Here is a 22,604-nt window from a genome sequence, read left to right on the forward strand (position 1 = left end):
GAACGTGAAATGCAATCGTTGCTATTGCAAATGACTCGCAGTTTTAATAGTTGGCGGCCAACAAGGGTCGAACAGGGAAACCTTCGAATGTCAGATTTTGCCGTGGGCCGCCGTGCCTGCTCGCTCACGCTCGCCTGGACGCTCGCGCTTGCTGCCTCGCTGCCGCAAGCCGCCCATGCCGATGAAGCCGAGGCCGCGCCGGATCAGGTCAAGTCGTCCGAAATCACCGTGCTGGGACAGCGCAGCGAGGACTACAAGGTCGAGCAGCTCACCACCGCAACCCGCACCGGCACCGACATCATGGACGTGCCGCAATCGATCCAGTTCGTGCCGCGCGATGTGATCGACGACCAGCAGGTCCTCGATCTCACCAGCGCGCTGCGCAATGTCAGCGGCATCCAGGCCGGGACCAATGCCGGCAACCGTTCGGAAAGCTTCACGATCCGCGGGTTCCGTTCATCCTATTACGCCGTCGACTCGATCATGCTGAGCCCCGCGATCGAGACCAACGACAGCTACCGCGACATGGCCAACATCGAGCGCATCGAAGTGCTCAAGGGGCCCGCCTCCGTGCTTTACGGTCGCGGCGATCCGGGCGGCCTCATCAATATCGTGACCAAGCAGCCGCGCTTCGAGCGGGGCATGAACTTCTCGGTCCAGGCCGGCAGCAACGACTTCGCGCGCGGCCAGCTCGATGTGACCGGCCCGGTCGATGCCGCCAAGACGCTTGCCGTGCGCTTCATAGCCGCCGCCCAGACAGGCGACACCTTCCGTGACATCTTCCAGCCCTACCGCCGCCAGTTCCTGTCCGGATCGGTGCTGTGGGAGCCGGACGACAAGACCCGCGTGATCGCCAGCCTCACGTACGCGCACCAGCATAACCAGACGGACCGCGGCATCGTCGCCACCCCGGACGCCGACGGCGATCTGGTGGTCAATCTCCCGCGTACGCGGTTCCTCGGCGAACGCTGGGCGACCACGGAATCCGAACGCTACGAGTTCAACTACCGCATAGAGCGCGAACTGACCGACTGGCTGACGATCCGCCAGATCGGCCACTACGACGAAGGCAAGCTCGACCTGTTCGGCATCAACTACGGCAACAGCGTGGCCGTGAACGCCACCACCGGCGCCCGCACGATCACGCGCACCGCCGTCGAGCAGCACGAGAACAACCACAACTACGACGCGCAGGCCGACATGGTCGCGCGCTTCAGCACCGGCGGCATCGGCCACACTGTCGTCGTCGGCGGCGAATATGTGAAGTCCTACCGCTTCCGCACGTTCGCCCGCGCCACGCTGGCGGCCATCGACATCGACAACCCGGTCTACGGCGCCGAGCCCGGCACTTTCGTCCCCGCGGCCGACCGCAAGGTGCAGGCCAAGTCCTATTCGGCCTACTTCCAGGACCAGATCGACATCGGCGATCACTTCAACCTGCTGGCAGGCGTGCGCTACGACCATGCGAAGCAGTCCGACTTCGGCACCACGCAATATGCGTCGAACGACAAGGCCTGGTCGCCGCGCGTCGGCGTGGTCTACAAGCCGATCGAGAACGTATCGCTGTTCGCCGATTTCACCCGCTCGTTCCAGTCCAAGCCCGAACCGACGATCGACGGCAAGCCGATCGATCCCGAGAAGGGCAAGCAGTACGAAGCCGGGATCAAGGCCGAACTGTTCGGCGGCAGGCTCGGCACCACCCTGGCGGTCTACGAACTCACCCGCGAGAACGTGACGCAGCAGGACCCCAACAACGTCGGCTACAACATCAACGCCGGCGTCCAGCGCTCTCGCGGTGTGGAACTGGACATGTCGGGATCGATCAGCCCCAGCGTGAAGGTGATCGCCAACGGTGCCTATACCGACGCGACGGTGCGGGAATCGACCGACTATGCCAAGGGCAACCAGCTGATCGGCGTGCCCAAGTGGAGCGGCAGCGTGTGGCTGACCTGGGAGCCGGTCGACGGCCCGCTGCGTGACTTCGGCGTGGGCGGCGGCGTGTTTGCGGCCAGCAACCGGCAGGGCAACCTCGAAAACACCTTCTCGATCGGCGGCTATACGCGGCTCGACAGCAGCCTGTGGTACAAGCTGGCCGACAAGGTGCGCCTGACGCTCAACGTCAAGAACATCACCAACGACTACTACATGGAATCTTCGGTTTCGCGCTCGCAGGTCGTGCCGGGTGAAGGCCGCAGCTTCCTCGTCGGACTGAGCGGGAGCTTCTGACGATGCGGGGGGCGTTTGCCGCTGCCCTGCTGCTCGCAGGCGCCGTCCTTCCTGCATCCGTCCAGGCGGCGGATGCGGGACGCATCCTGTTCCTGATGCGCGCGGACCCTCCGGGCGGCTCGGCCGATCCGCAAGTGAAGGCGCATCTGGAGCAGCTCGGCTACCGGGTGACCGCGAGCGAAGGCTTGCCCGCTATGCCCGATCCCTGCGGGTTCGATCTCGTGGTGATGTCGTCCACGGTGCGGTCCAACCAGTTCACCGCCGATCGCACCGTCATCACGCGGCTGCGCGACATGGGCGTACCGCTGGTGACCTGGGAGAACGACCTGCTCGATGACTTGTGGATGACCGGGCTGCGCCGCGATACCGATTTCGGCGAGCTGGGAACCGGGCACTACATCTGGCTGGTCCGCGCGCCGCATCCTCTGGCGGCAGGCGTTCCTGCCGGGCTGGGAACCTGGACCGAGGCCCGCACGCCCGCCGGCTGGGGCAAGCCCGGCCTCGGCGCCGACATCATCATGACCTGGCCGGGCGAACCGGACAAGGCGACGCTGTTCGGCTACGAGGCGGGGGTAACGATGGACCACGATCACCTCGCTCCGGCGCGGCGCGTGTTCATCGGCATGGAGAACAACAGCTTCACCCGGATGACCGATACCGGCCGCAAGTTGTTCGACGCCGCGATCGCATGGGCGGCATCGGGACGCAAAAGCTGCGGAGCCAAGAAATGAAGGCCGGGCGATATGCAGCCTTGCTGGCGGCGGCCCTCGTTCCCCTTGCCGCTTTCGCGCAGGAAGGGGCGATCCCCGAACCCAAACCTCTCGTTGCGCGGTATCGCGCCGAGGACGGGCGACTGACGATCGGCGGCGGGCCGGAGGCCGAACAGGTGGCAGGCGCGGCGGCAGGCAAGCTGACGGCCCGGATATCCGGCCCTGACGGCGCAGTGCCGCTGCTCACGCAGGGCACGGTCATGCTGGCGATCCTGCCGCGCACATTGACAGCCATGGAAAGCGCCGCGGTACGGCGTTTCTCCGGCGGAGTGCCGTTCACGCTGCCGCTGATGCAGGGGCTTTACGCCCATCTTCGCCGCGACGCGGCGGGCACGGTCGACGCACGCGCCCTGCCGATCGCGGCGTCCCTGCTCGCGCCCGGCGGCCAGACGGCACTGACCCGCTCTCTGCCCGCCTACAAGCCGCTCTCTCCTGAAAAGCTGGACGAGGCCCTGCAAGCTCTTTCCGCCCTTCCCGGCGCGACTTACGCAGAGGCCGGTTCTGGATATAGGGCCAAGGACGGCACCCTCGCGATCGTCGGCAGTGACACGCTTACCGAACTGCTACCGGACATCCTGCAGGCCTATGCCCGCCGCGCGCCGGACGTTCGGTTCACGACCGACTTGCGCGGCTCCTCTACGGCGATGCCCGCGCTTTCGGCGGGAACATCGCTGATCGCGCCGATGGGGCGGGAGGCATGGCAGAACGATATCGATGCATTCCGGCAGGTAAAAGGCTACGCCCCCACCCGCATCCGCATCGCTTACGCCAGCCATGGCCCCCGGCCCGACGGCAAGACCCCGCCCGCGATCTACGTCAATGCGAGCAATCCTGTTTCCGGTCTGACCATGGAGCAGGTCCGCCGCATCTTCGCGGCGGGTGCCGATGGCGGGGACATCGCGGACTGGGGACAGTTGCAAGGCGCCCCGCATTCGGACCGGTCCGCACCGATCCACGTCTACGGCGCCCGCGATGACGGCGGCTTCGGCACCGCTATGCGCCTCTCGAAGCTGGACGGCCTGCCCTTCAGCGCCCGCTATCGCAGCATGGCGAGCGGCAAGGCGATCCTCGCCGCCGTTGCCGCAGACCCGCTTGCCATCGGCTATGCAACGTGGATGGATGCGGGAGATGCGCCTGCGGGCGTGCGCGTGCTTCCCTTGTCGAAATGGCAGGGCAGCCCTTACGTTCTTCCAGCAGCCGATGGCCACCGGGGCGAATGGCCGATCTCCTACTTCTTCAACGTCTACGTCGACGCCCGGCCCGAACCGGGGTCAGGCAGCCGCACAGCGCCCGAAGCCAAGGCGCTGCTGCGCTTTCTGCTTTCGGACCAGGGCCAGTCCATCATCGCCCGCCACAGCAGGGAGGAAAACGGCTATCTCCCGCTGGACTCTGCCGACCTTGCGGAAGAACGCGCCAAAGTCGAAGCTCTCTGACGAAAGAGCCGGCAGCCGCTCAGGGCCTGCGTCCCGTGTCGTTGCCACGCTCGTTATCCGGCACGGCATCGTCGACCATCGCTCCTGCATCGTCTGCGGTCGGCTCGCCGGTCGGCAGCGGCGCGAAAGTCGCCGTGGGCTGCGAGGTCGGGGTTTCGGTATGATCGGGCACCACCGTCGTATCCGGCGAGGGGCTGCAAGCGGCGAGCGCGAGCACGGCCGTTCCCATCAATGCGGCTATCCAGGTCCTTGTCATGGCATCTCCCCTTCAAACGACTCGATCATGGTCGATTCCTATCTGATGCAAGACTGTCTGAAAGCGGGGTTCCTGTCTAATCGGGTCCAGCAGCGGATCGGTATTGGCAAGCACGAGGCCCGCGTCTCCGATAGCGAGGCCGCGTTCCAGCGCCGCGAGCGCATCGTCCTTGCGGCCCCATTGCGCGAAGACCAGCGCCTGCTGGTAAAGGCAATTATCCCCGTATTCCCGTTCCATTTCCGCCAGATGGCGTTGTCCGGCGGCTTCGCCTGATAGGCGCGCGTCGGCAATCGCCAGCCCGCGAATGCGGGACAACGGGCTGGTTTCCGCTTCGAAATAGCCGCGTGCCGCCCCATAATCGCCCTGCACCAGGGCAATGTCGCCAAGGATGCGATGGACGTTGTTGACCTTGGGATTGAGCGAGAGCGCACCGCGAACGGCCTGCTGCGCGGCGTCGTAAGCGCGCGCACAGAACTCGGCGATAGCCTCGGTCCGCAGCACCGAGGCATTGAGCGGGTCCAGCCGCAGCGCCCGGGCCACGGCCTTGCGGGCATCGGCAAAGGACCCGGTGAAAGCGGCATAAAGCGCGAAACTGCCCAGGATGGCGGCATTGCCATAGCCCAGCTCGAAGCTCTTCTCATAAGGCTGCCGCGCCCCCGCAAGATCGAGCCGCCCGTTGGAGAGCACGAAGCCCAGTGCGGAATGGCCCTCCGCCAGTCCGGGCGCCAGTTCGATCGCCTTGCGGGCCGCCGCGATAGCCTTGTCGAAGTACCCGGCCAGTTCCTTGCCGCTTGCATAGCTGCTGCCGATCACCGTCAGCGCGCGGGACCGCGCCGCTTGCGCTGCGGCATAGCCCGGATCGAGGGATAACGCCCGGTCGAACGCCGCCAGCGCCCCCCAGTCGGAGGGTTCGTCCGCCGCCAGATTGTAAAGCGCCATGCCGTGCAGATAGCTGTCGAACGCGGCGACGCTGGACGTGCCCCCGATCCTCTGCTTGCCGCTCGCCCCGTCTCCGCTGCCGCCGAGCGAGACGATCAGGGAATCGACGACATTGGCCGCAATCTCGTTCTGCACGTCGAGCACGTTGGCCAGCTTGCGATCGAAAGTCTCCGACCAGGACTGGAATCCCGTCGCCCCGTTGACCAGCCGCGCGGTCACCCGCAGGCTTTCCCCGGCCCGGCGCACGCTCCCCTCCAGCACGAAAGCCACGCCCAGCGCACGCGCGATCTGGGCAATTGTTCGGGCGCCGGTGCGAAAGGCGTCAGACGATGTCAACGCGGCAACGGAAAGCCGCGGATTGAGGCTGAGCGCGGCGCGCAGTTCTTCCGAGAGGCCGTCGGAGAAATAGGTCTGCTCGGGATCGTCGCTGAGGTTTTCGAACGGCAGGACGGCAATGCTGTTGCCATCCGCCTTAGGCGACAGCACGCCAAGCCGCCATGCCGCAAGCCCGCCGCCCAGCACCGCGATGCAGGCCCCGCCCGCGATCAATGCCCGCCGCCGTGACAGCTTCGTCCCGCCCTCTCGCGCGGCCGGAACGGGCCGCTCGACGCTGAGAGAGTTTCCGGGGTCCGCCGCAACCGCCTCGATCGCGCGCAGCAGCTCCCGGAATGCCGGGGATGCCGTCCGCTTTCCCCAATTGCCGAGATCGATGTACTGCACCTGCCGAAAGCCCAGCGGCGGTTCGGCGCCGTCCAGCGTGACAGAGACCATGCAGCCACGATCCCGGCCGCGCGTGGCTTCATCGCGAACCCAATGGGACTGGATGGAGCGGGCCGTCCACACCACCACGACCACGTCGGCACTTTCCAGCGCGCTTTCGGTGGTGTGGGCAAAGCGTTGCCCGCCCGCCAGCAAACCGTCCCACCACACGATCAGGCCGCGCTTTTCCAGTGCGGCGATGATCGGCAACACGCGATCGCGATCATCGCGCGAGTAGCTGAGGAATATCGTCCGGCCAACTATTTCATCGGGCGAGGAATTTTCCATGCTTTCCCCGAATTTAAGCAGAACGCCGCCCTTATCGTCTTAGACGTTAGGATAGCTTGACTGTTAACATGAACACGCGGAACTTTGCACTACCGTCACCGGCGGCAATTCGGGATATGTTTCCATGCAATCCGGGGGATGCCGCCAGATGGTTCAAGTTCCGCCGCTGCCTGCCCTTCGCCTGACCCTGGGCGTTACCGGCCACCGGGAAGACAACCCCTCCTTCGCCGCCCACCGCCACGCCGTTGCCGCCGTGCTTGCCGAGATTTGCGATACGATCCAGTCCGGCCTCGCGGGTGAAGCGTTGGCGCTGGGGCCGATCGAACCGGTGCGCCTCTACGGCCTGCTGGCTGACGGAACCGACCAGATGGTCGCCGCGATGGCACTGGCGCTCGGCTGGGAAGTGATCGCCCCATTGCCGTTCGGCCGGGCGCTTTACCGGGCCGTGGCCAGCCACACAGCCACCGGGGCTGACGCGCGCGCCTTGCTTGAAGGGCGTCCTCCCGCCGATCCGCAAGTGCTGGAACGCGCGCTCGCGCTGGATCGAATTTTCGAGACGGTCCGGCTGTTCGAACTGGCCGAACGTGACAGCGAAGTGTCGAACGCTCTTCTCGCCATGCTGGACGATCCCGGCTGTGCCACCAAGACCCAGACCTTCTCCGCCTGCTGTTCGGAGCGGGTGGCGCTGGCGGGGCGGGTGATGATCGAACAGGCGGACATCGTGATCGCGGTGTGGGACGGCGCGACCCGGAGCCTTGTAGGCGGTACCGGGCATACCATCGCAAGGACGCTCCAACAGAACGGCGCCGTGATCTGCATCGATCCCGCCGCGCCTTCGGACTGGCGGATCATGCAGTCTCCCGAAGCGCTCGTCACGCGTCCTCCGGCGGAAGGCCGCGACGCCGTGCTGCGCCGGCTCATCCGATCCGCCTTGCGCCCGGAAAGCGATGCCCAGCTTCCGGCAGGCGCCGCCAGCCTCGGGGACGAGGCCTGGCCCTCCCGCAGTCACCCGCTTTCAGGCGGATACCGCCGGATCGAGGCGATGTTTTCCGGCGACGGCAGGCCGTTCCGCCCGCTGGCCCTGCGCTATGAACCGCCCGAGGCCTTCGCCAGCGGCAGCGGCGCGCCGCTCCTGGCCGACATACGTGCCCTTCCAGGACTGGACGGCGACTTTGCCGGCAACGTGGAGCGATCCCTGCTACGCCGCTTCGCCTGGGCGGACGGGATATCGACGCACCTGTCCGATGCCTATCGCGGCGGCATGGTGGCGAACTTCGTGCTTTCCTCGCTCGCGATCGCCGCCGGCATCGCCTATCAGCCTCTCGGCGCGCAGAAGTGGTTCTTCGCCGGGATCGAATTCCTGCTGCTGATCGCCATCATCCTGATTACCTGGCAGGGCGTGCGGCGGCGCTGGCACAGCCGCTGGTTCACCACCCGCCGGGTCGCCGAATACCTGCGCCACGCCCCGATCCTGCTCGCCCTTGGCGTAGCGCGCCCGCCGGGCCGCTGGCCCCAGGGGATCTACACCAGTTGGCCGGAATACTATGCACGTGCCGCCTTGCGCGGGGTCGGCCTGCCCGCCGCACCGATAACGCACGAATACCTGCGCACCGCGATGACGCGCCTGCTCAGCCCCCACGTCGCCGAGCAGCGGGACTATCACATCGGCAAGGCACGGAGGTTGCGGCATGTCCATCACAGCCTCGACCGTATTTCCGAGACGCTGTTCATTCTCGCAGTGGTTTCCGTATCAATCTACCTGCTGATCGAAATCGCCGCGGCCACGGGCCTGCTTGCCGAGGGGTTCCCGCACGCCGCCTCGAAGGTCTTCACTTTCCTCGGCGTATGCTTCCCCACCTTCGGCGCGGCCATCGCGGGTATCCGCTACTTCGGCGATTTCGAGCGCTTTTCCGCAATCTCCCGGATCACCGCCGAACGCCTCGACGGGCTGGACCGCCGTATCGAAATTCTCGCCGCCGACGATGAGGCGCGGATCGACTATGCCGTGGTGGCGCAGCTTGCGCATGACATGGATTCCATCGTCGTGTCCGAGATCGAAAGCTGGCAGGCGGTCTTCGCCGGAAAGCAGATCACGGTTCCGGTATGAAGCGACCGCGCCAGATCCCGGTCGCCGTCCTCGCCCTGTCTGCGCTGGTTCTTTCCGGCTGCAACGCCGAGCCGCGAAAGCCGCCTGCCGACCGCGCGGCAAGCAGCGAGAGCAAGGCCGCTTCCCCCGCCCCGCCAGCTTCTGCCGCGCCGCCCCCCGCACCGATGCCTGCGGAGCTTACCCCCGGGGATCGCGCGCTGCTTCTGGAAGCCATCGCGGGCTCCGAACTGTTCGCCAGGGTCCTGCGCAACAAGGAGCGCACCGGAAAAGTCGTGGCGCCTGGAAAGGAGCGCGATCTGGCCAAGGCCGAACGCGACCTTGCCACCATTCGCGAACGGCTGGCAGCACTTTCCGGCGATGGCATGCCGACCTTCGCGCTGATCCACACCTTGCGCGGCGGCGCGGCGATGAACGCCTGGCTCATCGGCCCCGACGGGGGCGTGGCGCACGGGTTCTACGATCGGGACTACACCGGACTGTCGCTGATGGTTGACGGACTGGGCGTGCGCCGTCTCGCCGCCACGCGCGGCAACCGGCCCAAAGGCACGCCGCCCCCGCCGCCCGATGTCGAACGCGGCAACCTGATCCGGGATCGCTCCCCCGAGGCCGTGCAACTGCGCGGAGAAACGCTGGAGCGCACCCGCGAAATGCTGCTGCCCGGCGCGGTGGGCGATGCGCTGGGAACGCGGAGCGGCCGGCTTCTCGTGATCCCGGCGATGGACACGGGAACCGCCCCCTATGCCGCGCTGCCGCTTCGCAATGGCACGGCAGTGTCGCACTGGTCTTTCGTGATCCTTCCCGATGTCGACACGCTGACAGGCGCCGATCCCACGTTCGACTATCGCGCGCTCGACATCGGCAAGGCCATTGTCGTGGGCAACCCGGACTTGTCGAGCGACAGGAAGTTCGATTGGGCGCCGCTTCCCGGCGCACAGCGAGAGGCTGTCATGGTCTCCAGGGAACTGGACGATCCCGCCACGGTGCTGATGACGGGAACACAGGCCACGCGCGGCAACCTGACACGGGCCATCGCAGCACGGCCGGACGCCGGACTGGTCTATCTGGCGACACACGCGGTGTCCGACCCCAGGAACCCTCTTACCCGCGGGTTCATCGCCATGTCGGGCAAGGAGGGGCACTATTATGCCGGAGATATCCGGCAGGCCCGTTTCCCGGACTGGAAGCGGCACCACCCGCTGGTCGTCATCAGCGCCTGCCAGACCGCGCTGGGCCGCATGTTCGACGGCGGCGGCTTCGGCGTTGCCCGCAGCTGGACTACAGCAGGCGCGGGACAGGTCGTGGCCAGCCTCTGGAATGTGAGCGATCAGGCCACCGCAATCCTGATGACCCGGTTCGTCGAGCGGCTGAAGGCCGGGGACGTACCGGAAATCGCCATGCAGAAGGCCCAGTTCGCCACGATGAATGCCCGAAACGCAAAAGGCGAAAGACCCTATGCCAACGATCCGAAGATGTGGGCCAGCTTCATGATCTTCGGAAAGCCCTCGGCACCGCTGCGGTAGAGGCCGCCTTCACGATCTGGGCCACATTTCGCCTCTCCGGCCGGGGATGACATTCTGGCGCTAGCCGGGGTCGCCTGTAGCGGTGGGCCTCAGGTCGATGCCTTTACGTCTCAGGCATTCGGATATCTTCGCGAAATCTCCGAGTGCCGCCTCGCACTGGCGGGCGGTCTGCTCGAAGTCCGGCCCTTTCCACAGCGTGGCCCCTGCCGAGGGCGAATTGTCGAAGGTACGCTTGTTGTTGGCATAGAAGTAGGTCGCGCCTCCCGTGCCTTCCGGCAGCGCGGCGTCGTTGAGGAATATCCAGGCCGTTCCGCTCATGGTGGGAACGAAGGAACCCATCCAGCGGATTGCGGGCGGTTTGCGCTGGCCCTTGTCGCTCTCGTCTGCTTCCTTGATGACCGGCGCTACAGGCGTCAGCCGCTGGATCATGATCGTGCGGCGATAGCCACTGGGCGACAGGTCAGGTTTCGAGTCTCGAATCTCGACCAGCGGCTCAAGCCAGCGCGCGAGGACCACGCGCCGCAGCGGCGCCCCGCCCGCCATCACGACATTCGCAGGAAACGGAAAATCGAAAGTGTTGCGCCCTGCCGCAGCCACAGGGTGAGTCTTGTCCCGCCACGGATCGCCCCGTTCGGGCCAGGTCAGGATGACATAATAGCGCTGCCCTTTGATGACGGTGCCGTGCGCCGCCACTGCCGCCTTGCTTTGTATCGCGGGCGATGCTTGCCCCCGCCCGGCTGCAAGCGGCGCGAACGGCAGGCAGGGGTTTTTGGGATCGAGTGCCAGCGGAGCGGATCGCGTTTTGAGTACGGCTTTTGGGGTATCGTTTTCGGCGGATTCCTTGCAGAAGGCCACGCCGCGTTCCAGCCCGATCAGGCTCGTCTGCGTCCAGAGTACGAGAACGAGCCAAGGTACGCACAGGAGGATCGAAACACCGAACAGGAACGGCAGGACCCGCCATTTCCAGAACTGCATCACCGCCTGATAGCCGAGGCTGTTGCGAAGCGCGCGCAGGGCCGTGGGCTCGAACCGTTCGAGTGTCTGCCCGGCCAGCGCGTCCCACCAGGCAATGCGGACACGGTCCCTGAGGTCGGCCTCCAGCGCCCGCATCGCATTGGCTATCAGCCCGATGAGCCCCAGGATCACAAGGCTCAAGGCCCAGTTGGCGGTCCAGGGATCGTACCATGCCAGGAGCCAGGAAGGCACGAACTTGCGCCCCAGCACGAAAATGTCGCTCAGCACCCATCGCGAATCCATTCCCGGCGTGAAGCCCGACCCGTCCCCCCAGAACGGAGCGAGCGCCAGGAACGCGGTCAGCAGGACAACGGCGAAATAGCAGGTCCGCCGCAGCCAGACATTGTCCCAGGCATTTTCCTGGATTTCGCCTCGCCCCTTTGCCCGGTCCCGCTCCTGCAAAGTGCGGCTCGCGGCGGCCAGCGCGGACTTGTCCGCAGGGGCATAGGGGGGCTCGACCTCGAACTTGCGAGGCAGCACGATCGGCGCATAGTTGTCGTTGCCGAGACAGATCCGCTCGATCACGCTGCGATGGACATGGCACGCCGTCAACAGGCCCTGCGGGCGATGGCGCTTTTCCCCGATGATCGGATCGCGCAGGACCCGCGTCTGGTTCATGCCAACGGTATCGGCAATGCTGCGATGAAGCATGGCTGCGATCTTGCGCGGCTGGTAGCGATAGTATCCGGCAAGCCCGCTTCGGGAATCGTGCATCGGCCCCAGCGGGTTCGCAAAGGCGCGGATGCGGGCTTCCTCGCTCTGGATCAGCGCCAGCCGGTCAGGCCCGAGGGCGTTGATCTCGTCGATCATCCACTTGAGCGACACATAGGCGAGGCTGTCATCGGGATAACCTCCTCCCACGTCCGAATGCATGCCGGCGAACCATACCTGCTTCAACCGCGAACCGGCCCGCAGACGCTCCGCCGCATTCCAGTCCCTGCACTCCTTATTGATGCCGGCATGCGCCCGCTGATCGGCGATTTCATCCCAGAGCAGCGGCCAGAAGCTGTCCCGCTCATCATCGAGCGCCAGCGCATGCCGTGCCACCTTGACCCGGCGATGCAACTCGTAATCGGTCATGGTGAGCGGCCAGACGTACTGATCGATACCGCGCGTGATCTCCACGATGGGCCCGCCATAGGCGGCCACGGTATCCCATACGCCCACGAACTCGATGTCCGGGAAACTCTCCGCCTCACGGTTGAAAGCCTGCCCCCGCAACCGGCGCCAGCCTTGTATGATCCTGTCCCTGAACCAGCGGACGGTCTGGAAAAGCCAGGGGAACAGGTCCGGCGCATTCTCGCCCAGGAAGCGCCGCACCGCATCGGCGCAATTGCGCTTCAGTTCGCGCTCGTCCTCATAAGGAACGATGCCCTGCGTGCAGATGAGCGCCACGAGAAGCCGGATCGTGAACGCGCCCCGGCTGAACCCAAAGGCATAGATCGTGTCGCCCTTGTCCGTTCCGGGATACTGGCCATTGTAGTTGCGGCAGACATATTCGTAGAGCCGCAGAAGATTGCGCTTCAGCCCGAAGCCGAAAATGCCGCCCAGAACCGCCAGGAAACGAAAACTCGAAGTACCTACGCCATTGTCGTAATAGGCAATCTGATCGGGGCCGCCGGGCCTCGATCCCAGATCGAGCGCATCATAGAGGCGATAGACGTTGGTGCGGAACAACGCGCGGCTGCTGTTGCCCGTGCCGTCCGAGAACACGACGATCCGCTTGGGCTCGGCAAGCGGCGCAGCCGCATCGGCACGCCGTTCCGGCGCGATTTCTTCTCCGGTAGGTGCGCTGGACACATTCCTGCCCCCCGATCGCTGTCATGAAATGACAATCTGCAAAGCCCCCGCTTCGCACACGACAATGAGTGACATTTCCAACGCGGGCAGACAACAGTAAACGCGCGATCGAATGGGAACTATACTTAAGATCCCATCCGTATGATTAACAATTCTTACTGAATAATTTGCACACAAAGGGAAACGTCAGGTCCAACCCCCGCCCGTACCTGCGATCAATGCCCGGCCGGAATGACCTCGATGCCCAGCCGGCCGCCGCGTGCGGCGATATCCAGCAGAAGGTCGACATTCGGATGTGCACCGGGACGCTCGCGTGCATCCGCGGTATGTTCGGCGAACACCACAAGGCCATGCTCGGCAGCAGCCGCATCCAGATGGTCGAACCGCTGCTTCAGGTAGTTGTAGACGGCGAGCGAACCCTGCTTGCCCGGCTGGTTCGATATGGAGGCCACCACGTTCCCCGCATCATCGACGAGGTCGATGCGTTCCAGGCCGTCTATCGGCGGCAATAGCTGAAGATTGTCCTTGAAGGTCGCGCCCGGTTCGATTGCCGCCAGCATGTCTCTTGTTCCTGATTCACTGCACTCGCGGCGCTCTTACACCTTCTTCGAATGACCGCAATCGGTCCCGGAAGCACCACCTAGAACCACCAAGTAGTGCCGCGGCGCATGAGGGCCGCGGCACGCCCTGTCCTCAGAAGGTGTACCGCGCGCCGATCTTGACGGTGCGCGGCTCTATCACCCTGCTCAAGCGCCCGTCGACGGGACCTGCCGCATCGTAAGCCGGAATGTAGGATTGGTAATAATAGGCAATGTCCTTGTCGCGACTGTCGAGGATGTTGAGCACTTCACCATATATCTCGATCCGGCCTCCCTTCCAGGCGGCACGGGCATTGACTACGGTGCTGCCGCTGTCCCGCACGCTGTTGTCCTCGACCAGAGGGTAAGGGCCGAGATGGCGAATGCGGATGCTCGTCTCCCACGGGTCCAGCACGATGGACGCCCCCGCCGACGCTGCATTCTCGAAGGCGTTGGGAATGCGGTCGCCATTGTCGTATCGCGAACGGCTGGCGGTATAGTTGCCATCAAGCGCAAGCCAGGGCAGCGGCCGCCAGAAAGCGACAAGTTCGTAGCCATGACGCTTGCTGGCGCCGGTCGGCTCGACCGCGTTGGAATCACCGACGAAACGCAGTTCGCTTCCAACGTCGAGCCACCAGTAGGTTCCTGTCAGCGAGAAACCGTCCGTCTGGAAACGGGCGCCCAGCTCCTTGCCGGTGCCGCGTACCAGAACAGGCACCGGCGTTTCGGCATTCACCGCCCCTCGCACATCGTTGGAGTGGAATCCGCGCCCCCAGTTGGCATAGAGTTCGAACTGCCGGGTAACTTCATAGGCCGCGGAGAACTTGGGCGAAACGATCGAATCGTGCCCGCTTCCCTCACCAAGCTCTTCCGCCGCTGCGTTTCTGGCGCGCACGGAATAGTGATAGTAGTCGCCCCGCAGACCGCCCGTCAGGCGCAGGCCCGCCAACGGCTGCCAGGTTGCCTCACCATGGATCGCACCGGAAAGTTCCTCGACGTGATAACGGCCCAGCGAGTACAGGAATTCGCGACTTTCCGTGCGATTCACGCCAACGCTGCCGATATGGTCGAAGCGGTTCTCGGTGCCGACGGAGAGTTCCAGTTCCGGCGCCGGATTCCAGTGCTTGCGTGCCGTGAGGCCGGTAACCCAGCGCTTGTCGAACTGGTCGATCTGGGCGCTGGTCCCGTCGGGATCGACATAAGTCGGGTTTGAATACATGTTCCAGTCGTAATACTGGGCGTAGACGTTGGCGCTCCAACTCGCCTGCGTGATCCCCACATTGCCGACGAACCGCGTGGTCCTGCCGCGCGCCGTCGGGTCGGGCGAACAGAACACGTCGGCGCATATGTCGGAACCGACGATCCGCTCGGGAATCTGCTCGGTTGGACGCCATGTCGCGTGGTAGGCATGAAGCGAAGCCTGGAGCGCACCTTCGCCCAGCGGCATGCTGTACTTCGCAAAGCCCGCATAATGGCGCAGGTGCTCCTCCTGCTGCCACGGCCCGTCATAGCGCTTCGCCTGCCCCACCACCGTAAGATCGCCGGAACCAAGCCCTTTGATCGTGCCGCCCGCTGCAAGACGGCCGGTGCTGTACGAGCCCCCCTCAAGCGAAACCCACGGGCGGTCGAAGCCGGCGATCGTCGTCATGTAGGCCGTGCCCGCCAAGGCGAAATCGCCGCCGTCCGCGCGATAAGGCCCTTTGCGGAAGTCTTCACGCGCAACGATCTCCGGGATCAAACCGTTGAGATCGAGATACCCCTGCCCATGACCATGGGTCCGCAGGTTCATCTGCACGCCGTCGATATAGGTCGTGAAATCGCTACCATGATCGAGGTTGAACCCGCGCAGGAAATACTGGTTCGCCTTGCCGCTGCCCGAATGCTGGGCGGCGACCATGCCGGGAATAGCCTCGAGAAGTTCGGCCACGCGCAGCAGCGGACGGACCAGCAGGTCGGAGCCTGCCACGCTGCCTTCGCTGGCGGCATGGGCTTCGCCGATCTTGGTCTCTCCCCGGCCGAAAACCAGGATTTCGCTGTTGCCGCCATCCGAAGCCGACCCGTCCGAAGCCACTTCGCCGGCAAGAGCCGGAACGGAGGCAAGCGCGACGATCCCGCCCATGGCGAGGCGGGCGAATGCCGCCTTTGTGTTGATTTGCATTACAATTCCCCCGGCGCCTGCGACTGGGAGTGGAAGCGTGCCGTCCAAGACGGTCGGCACGCGCCATCGGCCGGACGCCCGAGGCGACCGCGACACGAACCGATGCGGCTTCCACCGCTCGTTCGTCGCTCAGACGGAAAAATTACCGGGCCTCGGCCATCCCCTGGACCAAAGCGAGAGCGACCAGACGCCGGCAGGTCTCCTGGCTTGCGGGTCATCGCTTGATGCACGGCCTTCCCAGGCCTCGCAGGATTTAGCGTCCGGCCCAGTGGCTGCGGCCAGGCTCCTTGGCCTGCCGCGATATGCATCGCGCTCACCGCTTACAGTTGCAGGGACAGCCTCGGATTCGAAGGCCGAAGCCCTCTCACCGCGTTCCCTATTAAGCCTCTTTCGAGGCACCGGCGCGATCTTGCCCGCCGCCTTCGAAAGAAGGAAACGGTTGCAGTCCGCTAACCCACGCAAGAAATGTGTTCAAGAGTGTATGGCAGGTGAGGTATTGTTACGGCGATGCTTTCGCCCGCTGCGCCGGGAAAGCGGGCCGGGAAAGCGGGCCGGGTAACCGTCACCCCGGCAAAGTCGCGGTCTGGCGAAGGGCTTCGCCAAGCGCGAGCGCGGCCGACGTGGCGAGATTCAGCGAGCGCACCTCCGGCCGCAGCGGTATGCGCACGCGCGCATCACAGACATCCGCCACTGAGGGGGGCACCCCTGCGCTCTCCTTTCCGAAGAGCAGGACATCGTCTACCCTGAATCCGAATTCATAAGCCGAATGGCTGCTCTTGGTCGTGAACAGCACCAGTCTGCTCGGCCCGATATCGGCCCTGAAGGCATCGAAGCTGGCGTGTCGTGTAATCGTGACATGGTCGATATAGTCCATGGCAGCCCGCCTTACGCGCCGATCGTCCCATACGAAGCCCATCGGCTCGATAATATCCACGCTCGCGCCCAGGCACGCGCCAAGCCTCAGCACGGCGCCGACGTTTCCGGCAATCTCGGGTTCGAATAGAGCAATACGCATCCGGACCGATTGGCGGCAAGACAGCGGCCATGCAAGCCCTTCGGCAGTTCCCGGATAACGAGGCGGGGCGGCGCCCTTTCCGGCCTGTGCCGCAAGTGGCGGATATTGCGGGAATAAAGCCGTTGTGCAACCTAGGGCATCCGAAACCTTGAAGGACCGAGGGATGCCCACGATACAGGACAAGCGACACGACTTCCTCTGGCTCGTCCAGCTCTGGATGCAGCGCGAACGGGATATCGCCGGATGGACGGCAACCTGCGGCGATGCGGTTGCCGCCAGCTATCGTATCCCCGCATCGATGACCGCGCGCGACGCCGCGCACGATTTCCTGTCCTTCAACAGCGCTTCGTTCCGTGGCGGCGTGGAGAACGAATGTCCCGCCTGGATGAACGCGCTGGAAGATCCTTCCTACGGCTGAGCCCCGCATGACGGGCCGAAACGGCGCGCCGCCTCCTCAGCCGAACGTGAAGGCGAAGGCCTGCACGCCCGGATCGAGGAACTCGATGGTGAAGGTCCGGTCGGTCACGGTGCCCTGCTGGCGAACCAGTTGATAGAGCCGCTGCGTGGTCACGGTGCCTTGCCCGGCCGCGTCCGCGTCCATGCCGTGATCGCCGCCCGGAGCCTTGCCGTCCACGGTGACGCGGAAGCGGACCGGGCGTCCTTGCGGCCCCGGCCCCAGCACGAGATGAAGATCGCGGGCATGGAAGCGGAAAGCGATACGCCCGCCCGCCGCATCCAGCGAGACGAACTCCGGCCCGGCGGTCCACGATCCCGCAATTCCCCAGTCATTGCGGCCGGGCAACTGCCCCAGCACATAGCTGTGGGGCCGGTCCGGCACATAACCGCCCGCCGAAGCGAAACGTTCGCCTCGTGAATAGCCCAGATAGGTTTCGGGCGAGCGATTGGTGGCCTTCTGCGGCGCCTCGCCCACGCCGGAGCCCTTGACCGCCACGACCTCCAGGCTGGGCGGGGCATTGCCGTTCTCGGCCAGCAGGCGCTGGATGACCCTTTCGGATTCCGCGTAATCCCCCTCGCCGAAATGATGATAGCGGATCCGTCCCTTGCCATCGATGAAGTAATGCGCGGGCCAATAGAGGTTCTGGAAGGCGCGCCAGATCGCGCGATCGTTATCGAGCGCCACTGGATAGGAAATGCCGAGATCGCGTATCGCGCGGCTCACGTTCGCCGGGTTCTTCTCGAAGGCGAATTCGGGCGCGTGAACGCCGATGACGACGAGCCCCTGATCCTTGTACTTTTCCGCCCATGCACGGACATAGGGAAGCGAGCGCAGGCAGTTGATGCAGCTGTAGGTCCAGAAATCGACGAGGACCACTTTCCCACGCAGCGCCTCGGCGGTGAGCGGCGGCGAATTCATCCATTCGCTCGCCCCTGCCAAAGACGGAAACGCGCCTTCGTCTCCCAGTTCGGCCCGGCCGGCGCGCATGGCCGAAGCGGCAGGCGTACCGGGGCGGAACTTGGCGAGCAGCCTCTCTTCGACTTGCGCCGTGCCCGAAAGCGAAAGGCGGGTGAGAAGGCCGGTATCCAGCCCCAGCGCGATCGCGGCCACCCCGGCGAGCACCGCCACGCCCAGCACGCGGCGAACACCGTTACCAAGGCCGATGGATCGCTTCATCGCCGCAAACACCTTCCCGCCCACCAGCAGCGCCAGCGCCAGCGAAGTTGCCGCGCCCAGCGCATAGGCGAGCAGCAACAGGGAGGTATGCGTACTGGCGCCGTTCAGCGCCGCTCCTGTCAGGACAAGTCCGAGCACCGGTCCCGCGCAAGGCGCCCAGAGCAGCCCGGTGGCAACCCCGAGCAGGAGCGACGCGGAGAACGTGGCGGAGGAGCCGCCCACGTCTCCTTCCGCCGAACGGGACAGCCGCGCGCCCATCGCCACCAGCGGCCGGGTCGCGCGATCGGCCAGCGACGGGAAAAGCAGCAGCAGGCCGAACAGCGCAAGCACCGCCAGAGCCACGATCCGCCCCAGGCCGTTGGCCTGAACCGCCCAGCCCCCGCCCACGGCCGCCAGTGTGGCAACGCCCGCGAATGTCACCGCCATGCCGATCAGCATGGGCAATCCGCTGCGCAGGAACGGCTGATCGGCCCGCGCGAAGACGAAGGGCAGAACCGGCAGGATGCAGGGGCTGATGATGGTCAGCACACCGCCCAGATAGGAAAGGACAAAGAGGATCATCGGCTGTTTCCTCCAACATGAAGCCTGCCGATCAGGCGCATCGGCGCATGAACCTGCGCTGTCCGCGATCGCATCGGAAACTATATTTTCGCGCCTGCATCTTTCCGACTTTCCGGAACGTATCTTCCGGTACTCGAACTTTGCCGGGAGGACGAAATGAAGGCTTTTCCTTGCAGGCGACCGCTCCTCGTATTCCTTGCCTGCGGCCTCGCCGTCGCGGCGCCCGTTCTGGAGAGCCGCTCCACTGCGGCCCCGCAGCGCGCAGCCGTGCAGGTTCCCGCCCCTCTCCACGACAGTCCCAACCCTGCAGGAAGCGAAACCGCCGTTATTGCCGGTGGATGCTTCTGGGGAATCCAGGGTGTGTATCAGCACGTCAAGGGCGTGCGCAGCGCCGTTTCGGGATATTCGGGCGGCGACCGCACGAACGCAAGCTACGCCGCCGTCGCAAGCGGGCGGACCGGACATGCCGAAGCGGTGCGGATCACTTTCGATCCGGCACAGGTCAGCTACGGAAAGCTGCTGCAGATCTTCTTCACCGTGGCCGCCGACCCGACCACGCGCGATTTCCAGGGGCCGGACCACGGCACGCAGTATCGAACCGCCATTTTCCCGCAGTCCCCCCGGCAGCAGGAGATCGCCCGGCGTTATATCGACCAGCTTGCGGCCGCCGGCGTCTGGAAGCGGCCGATCGTCACGCGCATCGAACCGTTCAAGGGCTTCTACCCCGCCGAAGCCTATCATCAGGATTTCCTGACGCTCCACCCCGATTCCGCCTATATCCGCGCGAACGACCAGCCCAAGATCGCCGCGCTCAAAAGGGCCTTCCCCGCGCTCTATCGCAGCACGCCCGTCCTTGTCCGGCCGTGAGCCGGCAGGCGGCGAGCGACAATCGTTGATCTCCTCGCGGCGAACGGGCAGGATCGCCGCATCGGAGAAGCTGGCAGTGCGAAACGGGAGCAGCGCTAAACCAACGGAGGAGCGGGCAAGGCTCGTCGCCGCGCTCCATCTTGCCGCGGCCAGCGAACCCTCCGGCCTGCGCGCCGTCTACGAAATGACCGCGCCGAAACTATTCGGCATCTGCCTGCGTATCTGCGGCGACCGGGGGGCCGCGGAGGATGTCTTGCAGGATGTCTATGTAAAGGTCTGGCGCCGTGCAGGCGCATTCGATGCGGAGCGCGCCAGCCCGATAAGCTGGCTCGCGGCGATCGCACACAACAGCGCGATCGACTGGCGCCGGTCTCAGCATCGGCATGTCGCGGTGTCGGAAGAAATTCTGGCGGCCATCCCTGACGAAGCGCCCCTGGCGGATGCCGTGTTTGCCGATGAGCAGGAAAATCGGCGGTTGCTCGGCTGCCTGGAAGGGCTCGACAGCCACCAGTCCAACGCGATCCGGCGCGCCTTTCTCGATGGCCTGACCTACCAGCAGCTCGCCGACCAGTTGCAAACGCCGCTCGGGACGATCAAGAGCTGGATCAGGCGCGGAATGCAGAGACTGAAGGACTGCCTAAGCGATGGCTGACCCCGCCGATCCCTTCGGCCGCAGTGATGTGGCGGCGGAACTGGCTCTCGGCCTGCTCGAAGGCGAGGACCGCGCCGCCGCACAGCGCCTGCGCCTGTCCGATCCGGTCTTCGCGGGCGAAGTGGATGCATGGGCCGCGCGCCTGTCACCCCTGCTGGCGGCGATCCCTGCGGCAGAACCTCCAGCACACCTCTGGGACAAGGTTGCCGCCCGCATCGATTCCGGCGCGCCCCGGAACCCGGAACCGGCGCTCATCCGCCGTCTGCGTGCCTGGCGCGCGGGCGCGATTTTCGCCGCTTCCATCGCCGCCTGCCTGGCCCTGTTCATCCTCGTCCGTCCGGCCGAAGATCGCACGAAGATGCCCATGTCGGTTTCGCAACTGGCGGGGGCCGAAGGCTCCGCCACCATGGCGGTCGCTTACGATCCCAAAGCCGGAATGCTCCACCTCAGCCCCCATTCGCTGGGCGGCAACGGCAAGAGCCCGGAACTATGGGTCATCCCGGAGGACGGCGTGCCGCGTTCGCTGGGGGTCATGCAATCGGCGGTCCTGGCGATATCGCCCGACATGCGCCCGATGCTGACGGACGGGGCGACGCTGGCGATCACGCTGGAAGACAGCGCCGGCGCGCCGCACAAGGCACCCAGCACCGCGCCGATCCTCACCGGAAAAATCACCACTATCTGAAGGCCACTGCGTCCATCGCCGCTTCGGCTCCGTATCTCCCGCGCATTCCAGAAGAATGGAGTGCGGGAAGAAGGATGCCTCAGATGAAAGTGCGATCCAGAACACTAGCAGCGTTGCTCGCCACCGCCGTTCTCATGACCGGCGCGGCGGCCGTCGAAGCGAAGGACCCCATGGTCGGCGGGGCCGCGATGTATGCGAACAAGGACATCATCGACAATGCCGTCAATTCCAGGGACCACACCACCCTTGTCGCCGCGGTAAAGGCGGCCGGGCTTGTCGACACGCTCAAGAGCGCGGGGCCGTTCACGGTGTTCGCCCCGACCAACGCCGCGTTTTCCAAACTTCCGGCGGGCACGGTGGATATGCTCCTGAAGCCCGAGAACAAGGCCATGCTTACTGGCATACTGACCTATCACGTGGTGCCGGGACGGATGAGCGCCGCCGATATCGCCGCGAATGCCAAGGCTCACGGCGGAAAGGCCATGCTTACCACCGTGCAAGGCGAAATGCTGACCGCGTGGAAGGACAAGGCAGGCTCATGGTGGCTGACCGATGCCAAGGGCGGCAAGGCCAGGATCACCATCGCGGACGTCATGCAGTCCAACGGCGTGATCCATGTCGTCGACACGGTGCTGATGCCGTGAGATGATGAACCGGCTCATCCACGGGATTCCGGCGGAAGCCGACTTCCCGTGGACGGCCTCCGCAATCCTTCAGGATGACGGCCGATGAACACCCAGGATCAAGGCCCCAAGGATCAAGGGCCCAGCCGCCGCGCATTCCTTGCCGGTTGCGGCTTCATCGCCGCGGCCCTCTGCTCGGCCCCATGCCTCGGCGCGGCGGCAGAGCCGTGGCTCTCGCTGTCGGACGCCCAATGGCGGGCCCGCCTGCCACCGCCGGCCTTCGCCGTCCTGCGCCGGGGCACCACGGAACGTGCCTATTCGAGCCCGCTCCTCGGCGAACACCGCAAGGGCCGGTTCCTCTGCGCCGGCTGCGCCCTGCCGCTGTTTTCATCGCAAACCAAGTTCGACAGCGGCACGGGCTGGCCCAGCTTCCAGGATCATCTTCCCGGCGCGATCACCTTGCGGCAGGACCGCAGCCTGGGAATGATCCGCAAGGAAGTTCGCTGCGCGCGTTGCGCGGGGCACCTCGGCCATGTCTTCGACGACGGACCGCCGCCGACGGGTCTGCGCTATTGCATGAACGGCGCCGCGCTGCGCTTCAGCGCGGGCTGACGGTCGCCCTTAAAACGATACTGCGACCTATTTGCAACAACATAGCATAATCCGGCCGATAAATTGCTGTTCGTCCAACCGAACATTGCCAGTATATTGCATGTGAGA

General features: G+C 65.2%; 18 protein-coding genes and 1 riboswitch. Of the genes, 11 read left to right on the forward strand and 7 right to left on the reverse strand.

The annotated features are described in order from the left end of the window. Positions 1 to 87 precede the first annotated feature (87 nt). From ACXJ16_RS21060 to ACXJ16_RS21070, 3 genes are read left to right on the forward strand one after another with little or no spacing between them, the layout of a single operon-like run. Positions 88 to 2,226, forward strand: a complete 2,139-nt coding sequence (locus tag ACXJ16_RS21060) for a TonB-dependent siderophore receptor (protein WP_054436355.1) — start codon at positions 88 to 90, stop codon at positions 2,224 to 2,226. A gap of 2 nt (positions 2,227 to 2,228) precedes the next feature. After that, a complete protein-coding gene (locus tag ACXJ16_RS21065; RefSeq protein WP_463923260.1) occupies positions 2,229 to 2,957 on the forward strand; it encodes a hypothetical protein in 729 nt (242 codons plus the stop codon). Next, positions 2,954 to 4,429, forward strand: a complete 1,476-nt coding sequence (locus tag ACXJ16_RS21070) for a PstS family phosphate ABC transporter substrate-binding protein (protein ID WP_463923261.1) — start codon at positions 2,954 to 2,956, stop codon at positions 4,427 to 4,429. Before ACXJ16_RS21065 ends, ACXJ16_RS21070 begins: the two co-directional genes overlap by 4 nt. A gap of 19 nt (positions 4,430 to 4,448) precedes the next feature. Here ACXJ16_RS21070 and ACXJ16_RS21075 read toward each other — a convergent pair whose 3' ends face one another. Both ACXJ16_RS21075 and ACXJ16_RS21080 read right to left on the reverse strand, forming a co-directional pair. Then, a complete protein-coding gene (locus tag ACXJ16_RS21075; protein ID WP_132469219.1) occupies positions 4,449 to 4,685 on the reverse strand; it encodes a hypothetical protein in 237 nt (78 codons plus the stop codon). Positions 4,686 to 4,697: 12 nt separating this feature from the next. Further along, the gene (locus ACXJ16_RS21080) at positions 4,698 to 6,671 is read right to left on the reverse strand and encodes a TIR domain-containing protein (RefSeq protein WP_463923262.1); all 1,974 of its coding nucleotides are present in this window, start codon (positions 6,669 to 6,671) and stop codon (positions 4,698 to 4,700) included. 148 nt (positions 6,672 to 6,819) lie between these two features. On the opposite strand from ACXJ16_RS21080, the gene ACXJ16_RS21085 reads away from it, so the two are divergent. Both ACXJ16_RS21085 and ACXJ16_RS21090 read left to right on the forward strand, forming a co-directional pair. Beyond that, positions 6,820 to 8,778, forward strand: a complete 1,959-nt coding sequence (locus ACXJ16_RS21085; protein ID WP_463923263.1) for a hypothetical protein — start codon at positions 6,820 to 6,822, stop codon at positions 8,776 to 8,778. Further along, positions 8,775 to 10,298: a CHAT domain-containing protein gene (locus ACXJ16_RS21090; RefSeq protein WP_463923264.1), complete on the forward strand. Its 1,524-nt coding sequence runs from the start codon at positions 8,775 to 8,777 to the stop codon at positions 10,296 to 10,298. Before ACXJ16_RS21085 ends, ACXJ16_RS21090 begins: the two co-directional genes overlap by 4 nt. Positions 10,299 to 10,358: 60 nt before the next feature. Here the strand turns inward: ACXJ16_RS21090 and ACXJ16_RS21095 are convergent, their stop codons facing one another. The 4 genes from ACXJ16_RS21095 to ACXJ16_RS21110 form a co-directional block, all read right to left on the reverse strand. Beyond that, positions 10,359 to 13,112 carry a T6SS phospholipase effector Tle1-like catalytic domain-containing protein gene (locus tag ACXJ16_RS21095; protein WP_443478268.1) on the reverse strand — a complete coding sequence of 918 codons (2,754 nt, stop codon included), beginning with the start codon at positions 13,110 to 13,112 and terminating at the stop codon, positions 10,359 to 10,361. A gap of 215 nt (positions 13,113 to 13,327) precedes the next feature. Then, a complete protein-coding gene (locus ACXJ16_RS21100) occupies positions 13,328 to 13,672 on the reverse strand; it encodes a DUF2322 family protein (protein ID WP_443478269.1) in 345 nt (114 codons plus the stop codon). A 133-nt stretch (positions 13,673 to 13,805) separates the two neighbouring features. After that, entirely contained in the window at positions 13,806 to 15,848 is a 2,043-nt protein-coding gene (locus ACXJ16_RS21105) for a TonB-dependent receptor (RefSeq protein ID WP_463923265.1), read from the reverse strand. Between the two features lie 175 nt (positions 15,849 to 16,023). Then, a riboswitch (cobalamin riboswitch) is annotated at positions 16,024 to 16,266 on the reverse strand. 144 nt (positions 16,267 to 16,410) lie between these two features. Beyond that, positions 16,411 to 16,863, reverse strand: a complete 453-nt coding sequence (locus ACXJ16_RS21110) for a tRNA (cytidine(34)-2'-O)-methyltransferase (protein ID WP_463923266.1) — start codon at positions 16,861 to 16,863, stop codon at positions 16,411 to 16,413. Between the two features lie 163 nt (positions 16,864 to 17,026). On the opposite strand from ACXJ16_RS21110, the gene ACXJ16_RS21115 reads away from it, so the two are divergent. After that, positions 17,027 to 17,281: a hypothetical protein gene (locus tag ACXJ16_RS21115; RefSeq protein WP_054436368.1), complete on the forward strand. Its 255-nt coding sequence runs from the start codon at positions 17,027 to 17,029 to the stop codon at positions 17,279 to 17,281. A 36-nt stretch (positions 17,282 to 17,317) separates the two neighbouring features. Here the strand turns inward: ACXJ16_RS21115 and ACXJ16_RS21120 are convergent, their stop codons facing one another. After that, positions 17,318 to 19,057 (reverse strand): cytochrome c biogenesis protein DipZ, encoded by a 1,740-nt coding sequence (locus tag ACXJ16_RS21120; RefSeq protein ID WP_463923267.1) that lies wholly within the window; start codon positions 19,055 to 19,057, stop codon positions 17,318 to 17,320. A 156-nt stretch (positions 19,058 to 19,213) separates the two neighbouring features. Between ACXJ16_RS21120 and msrA the strand changes: the two genes are divergently transcribed. From msrA to msrB, 5 genes are all read left to right on the forward strand, one after another. After that, the gene (msrA, locus tag ACXJ16_RS21125; protein WP_463923268.1) at positions 19,214 to 19,924 is read left to right on the forward strand and encodes a peptide-methionine (S)-S-oxide reductase MsrA; all 711 of its coding nucleotides are present in this window, start codon (positions 19,214 to 19,216) and stop codon (positions 19,922 to 19,924) included. Between the two features lie 76 nt (positions 19,925 to 20,000). Continuing rightward, on the forward strand, positions 20,001 to 20,576 hold the full coding sequence (locus tag ACXJ16_RS21130; RefSeq protein WP_054436390.1) for a sigma-70 family RNA polymerase sigma factor: 576 nt from the start codon (positions 20,001 to 20,003) through the stop codon (positions 20,574 to 20,576). Then, positions 20,569 to 21,261, forward strand: coding sequence for an anti-sigma factor (locus ACXJ16_RS21135; protein ID WP_324699740.1), 693 nt, complete (start codon positions 20,569 to 20,571; stop codon positions 21,259 to 21,261). The genes ACXJ16_RS21130 and ACXJ16_RS21135 overlap by 8 nt, the downstream gene beginning before the upstream one ends. Before the next feature lie 83 nt (positions 21,262 to 21,344). After that, positions 21,345 to 21,905, forward strand: coding sequence for a fasciclin domain-containing protein (locus ACXJ16_RS21140; protein WP_463923269.1), 561 nt, complete (start codon positions 21,345 to 21,347; stop codon positions 21,903 to 21,905). An 84-nt stretch (positions 21,906 to 21,989) separates the two neighbouring features. After that, positions 21,990 to 22,496: a peptide-methionine (R)-S-oxide reductase MsrB gene (gene msrB, locus ACXJ16_RS21145; protein WP_463923270.1), complete on the forward strand. Its 507-nt coding sequence runs from the start codon at positions 21,990 to 21,992 to the stop codon at positions 22,494 to 22,496. Positions 22,497 to 22,604: the final 108 nt, after the last annotated feature.

Source organism: Novosphingobium sp. TK71 (assembly GCF_055361505.1).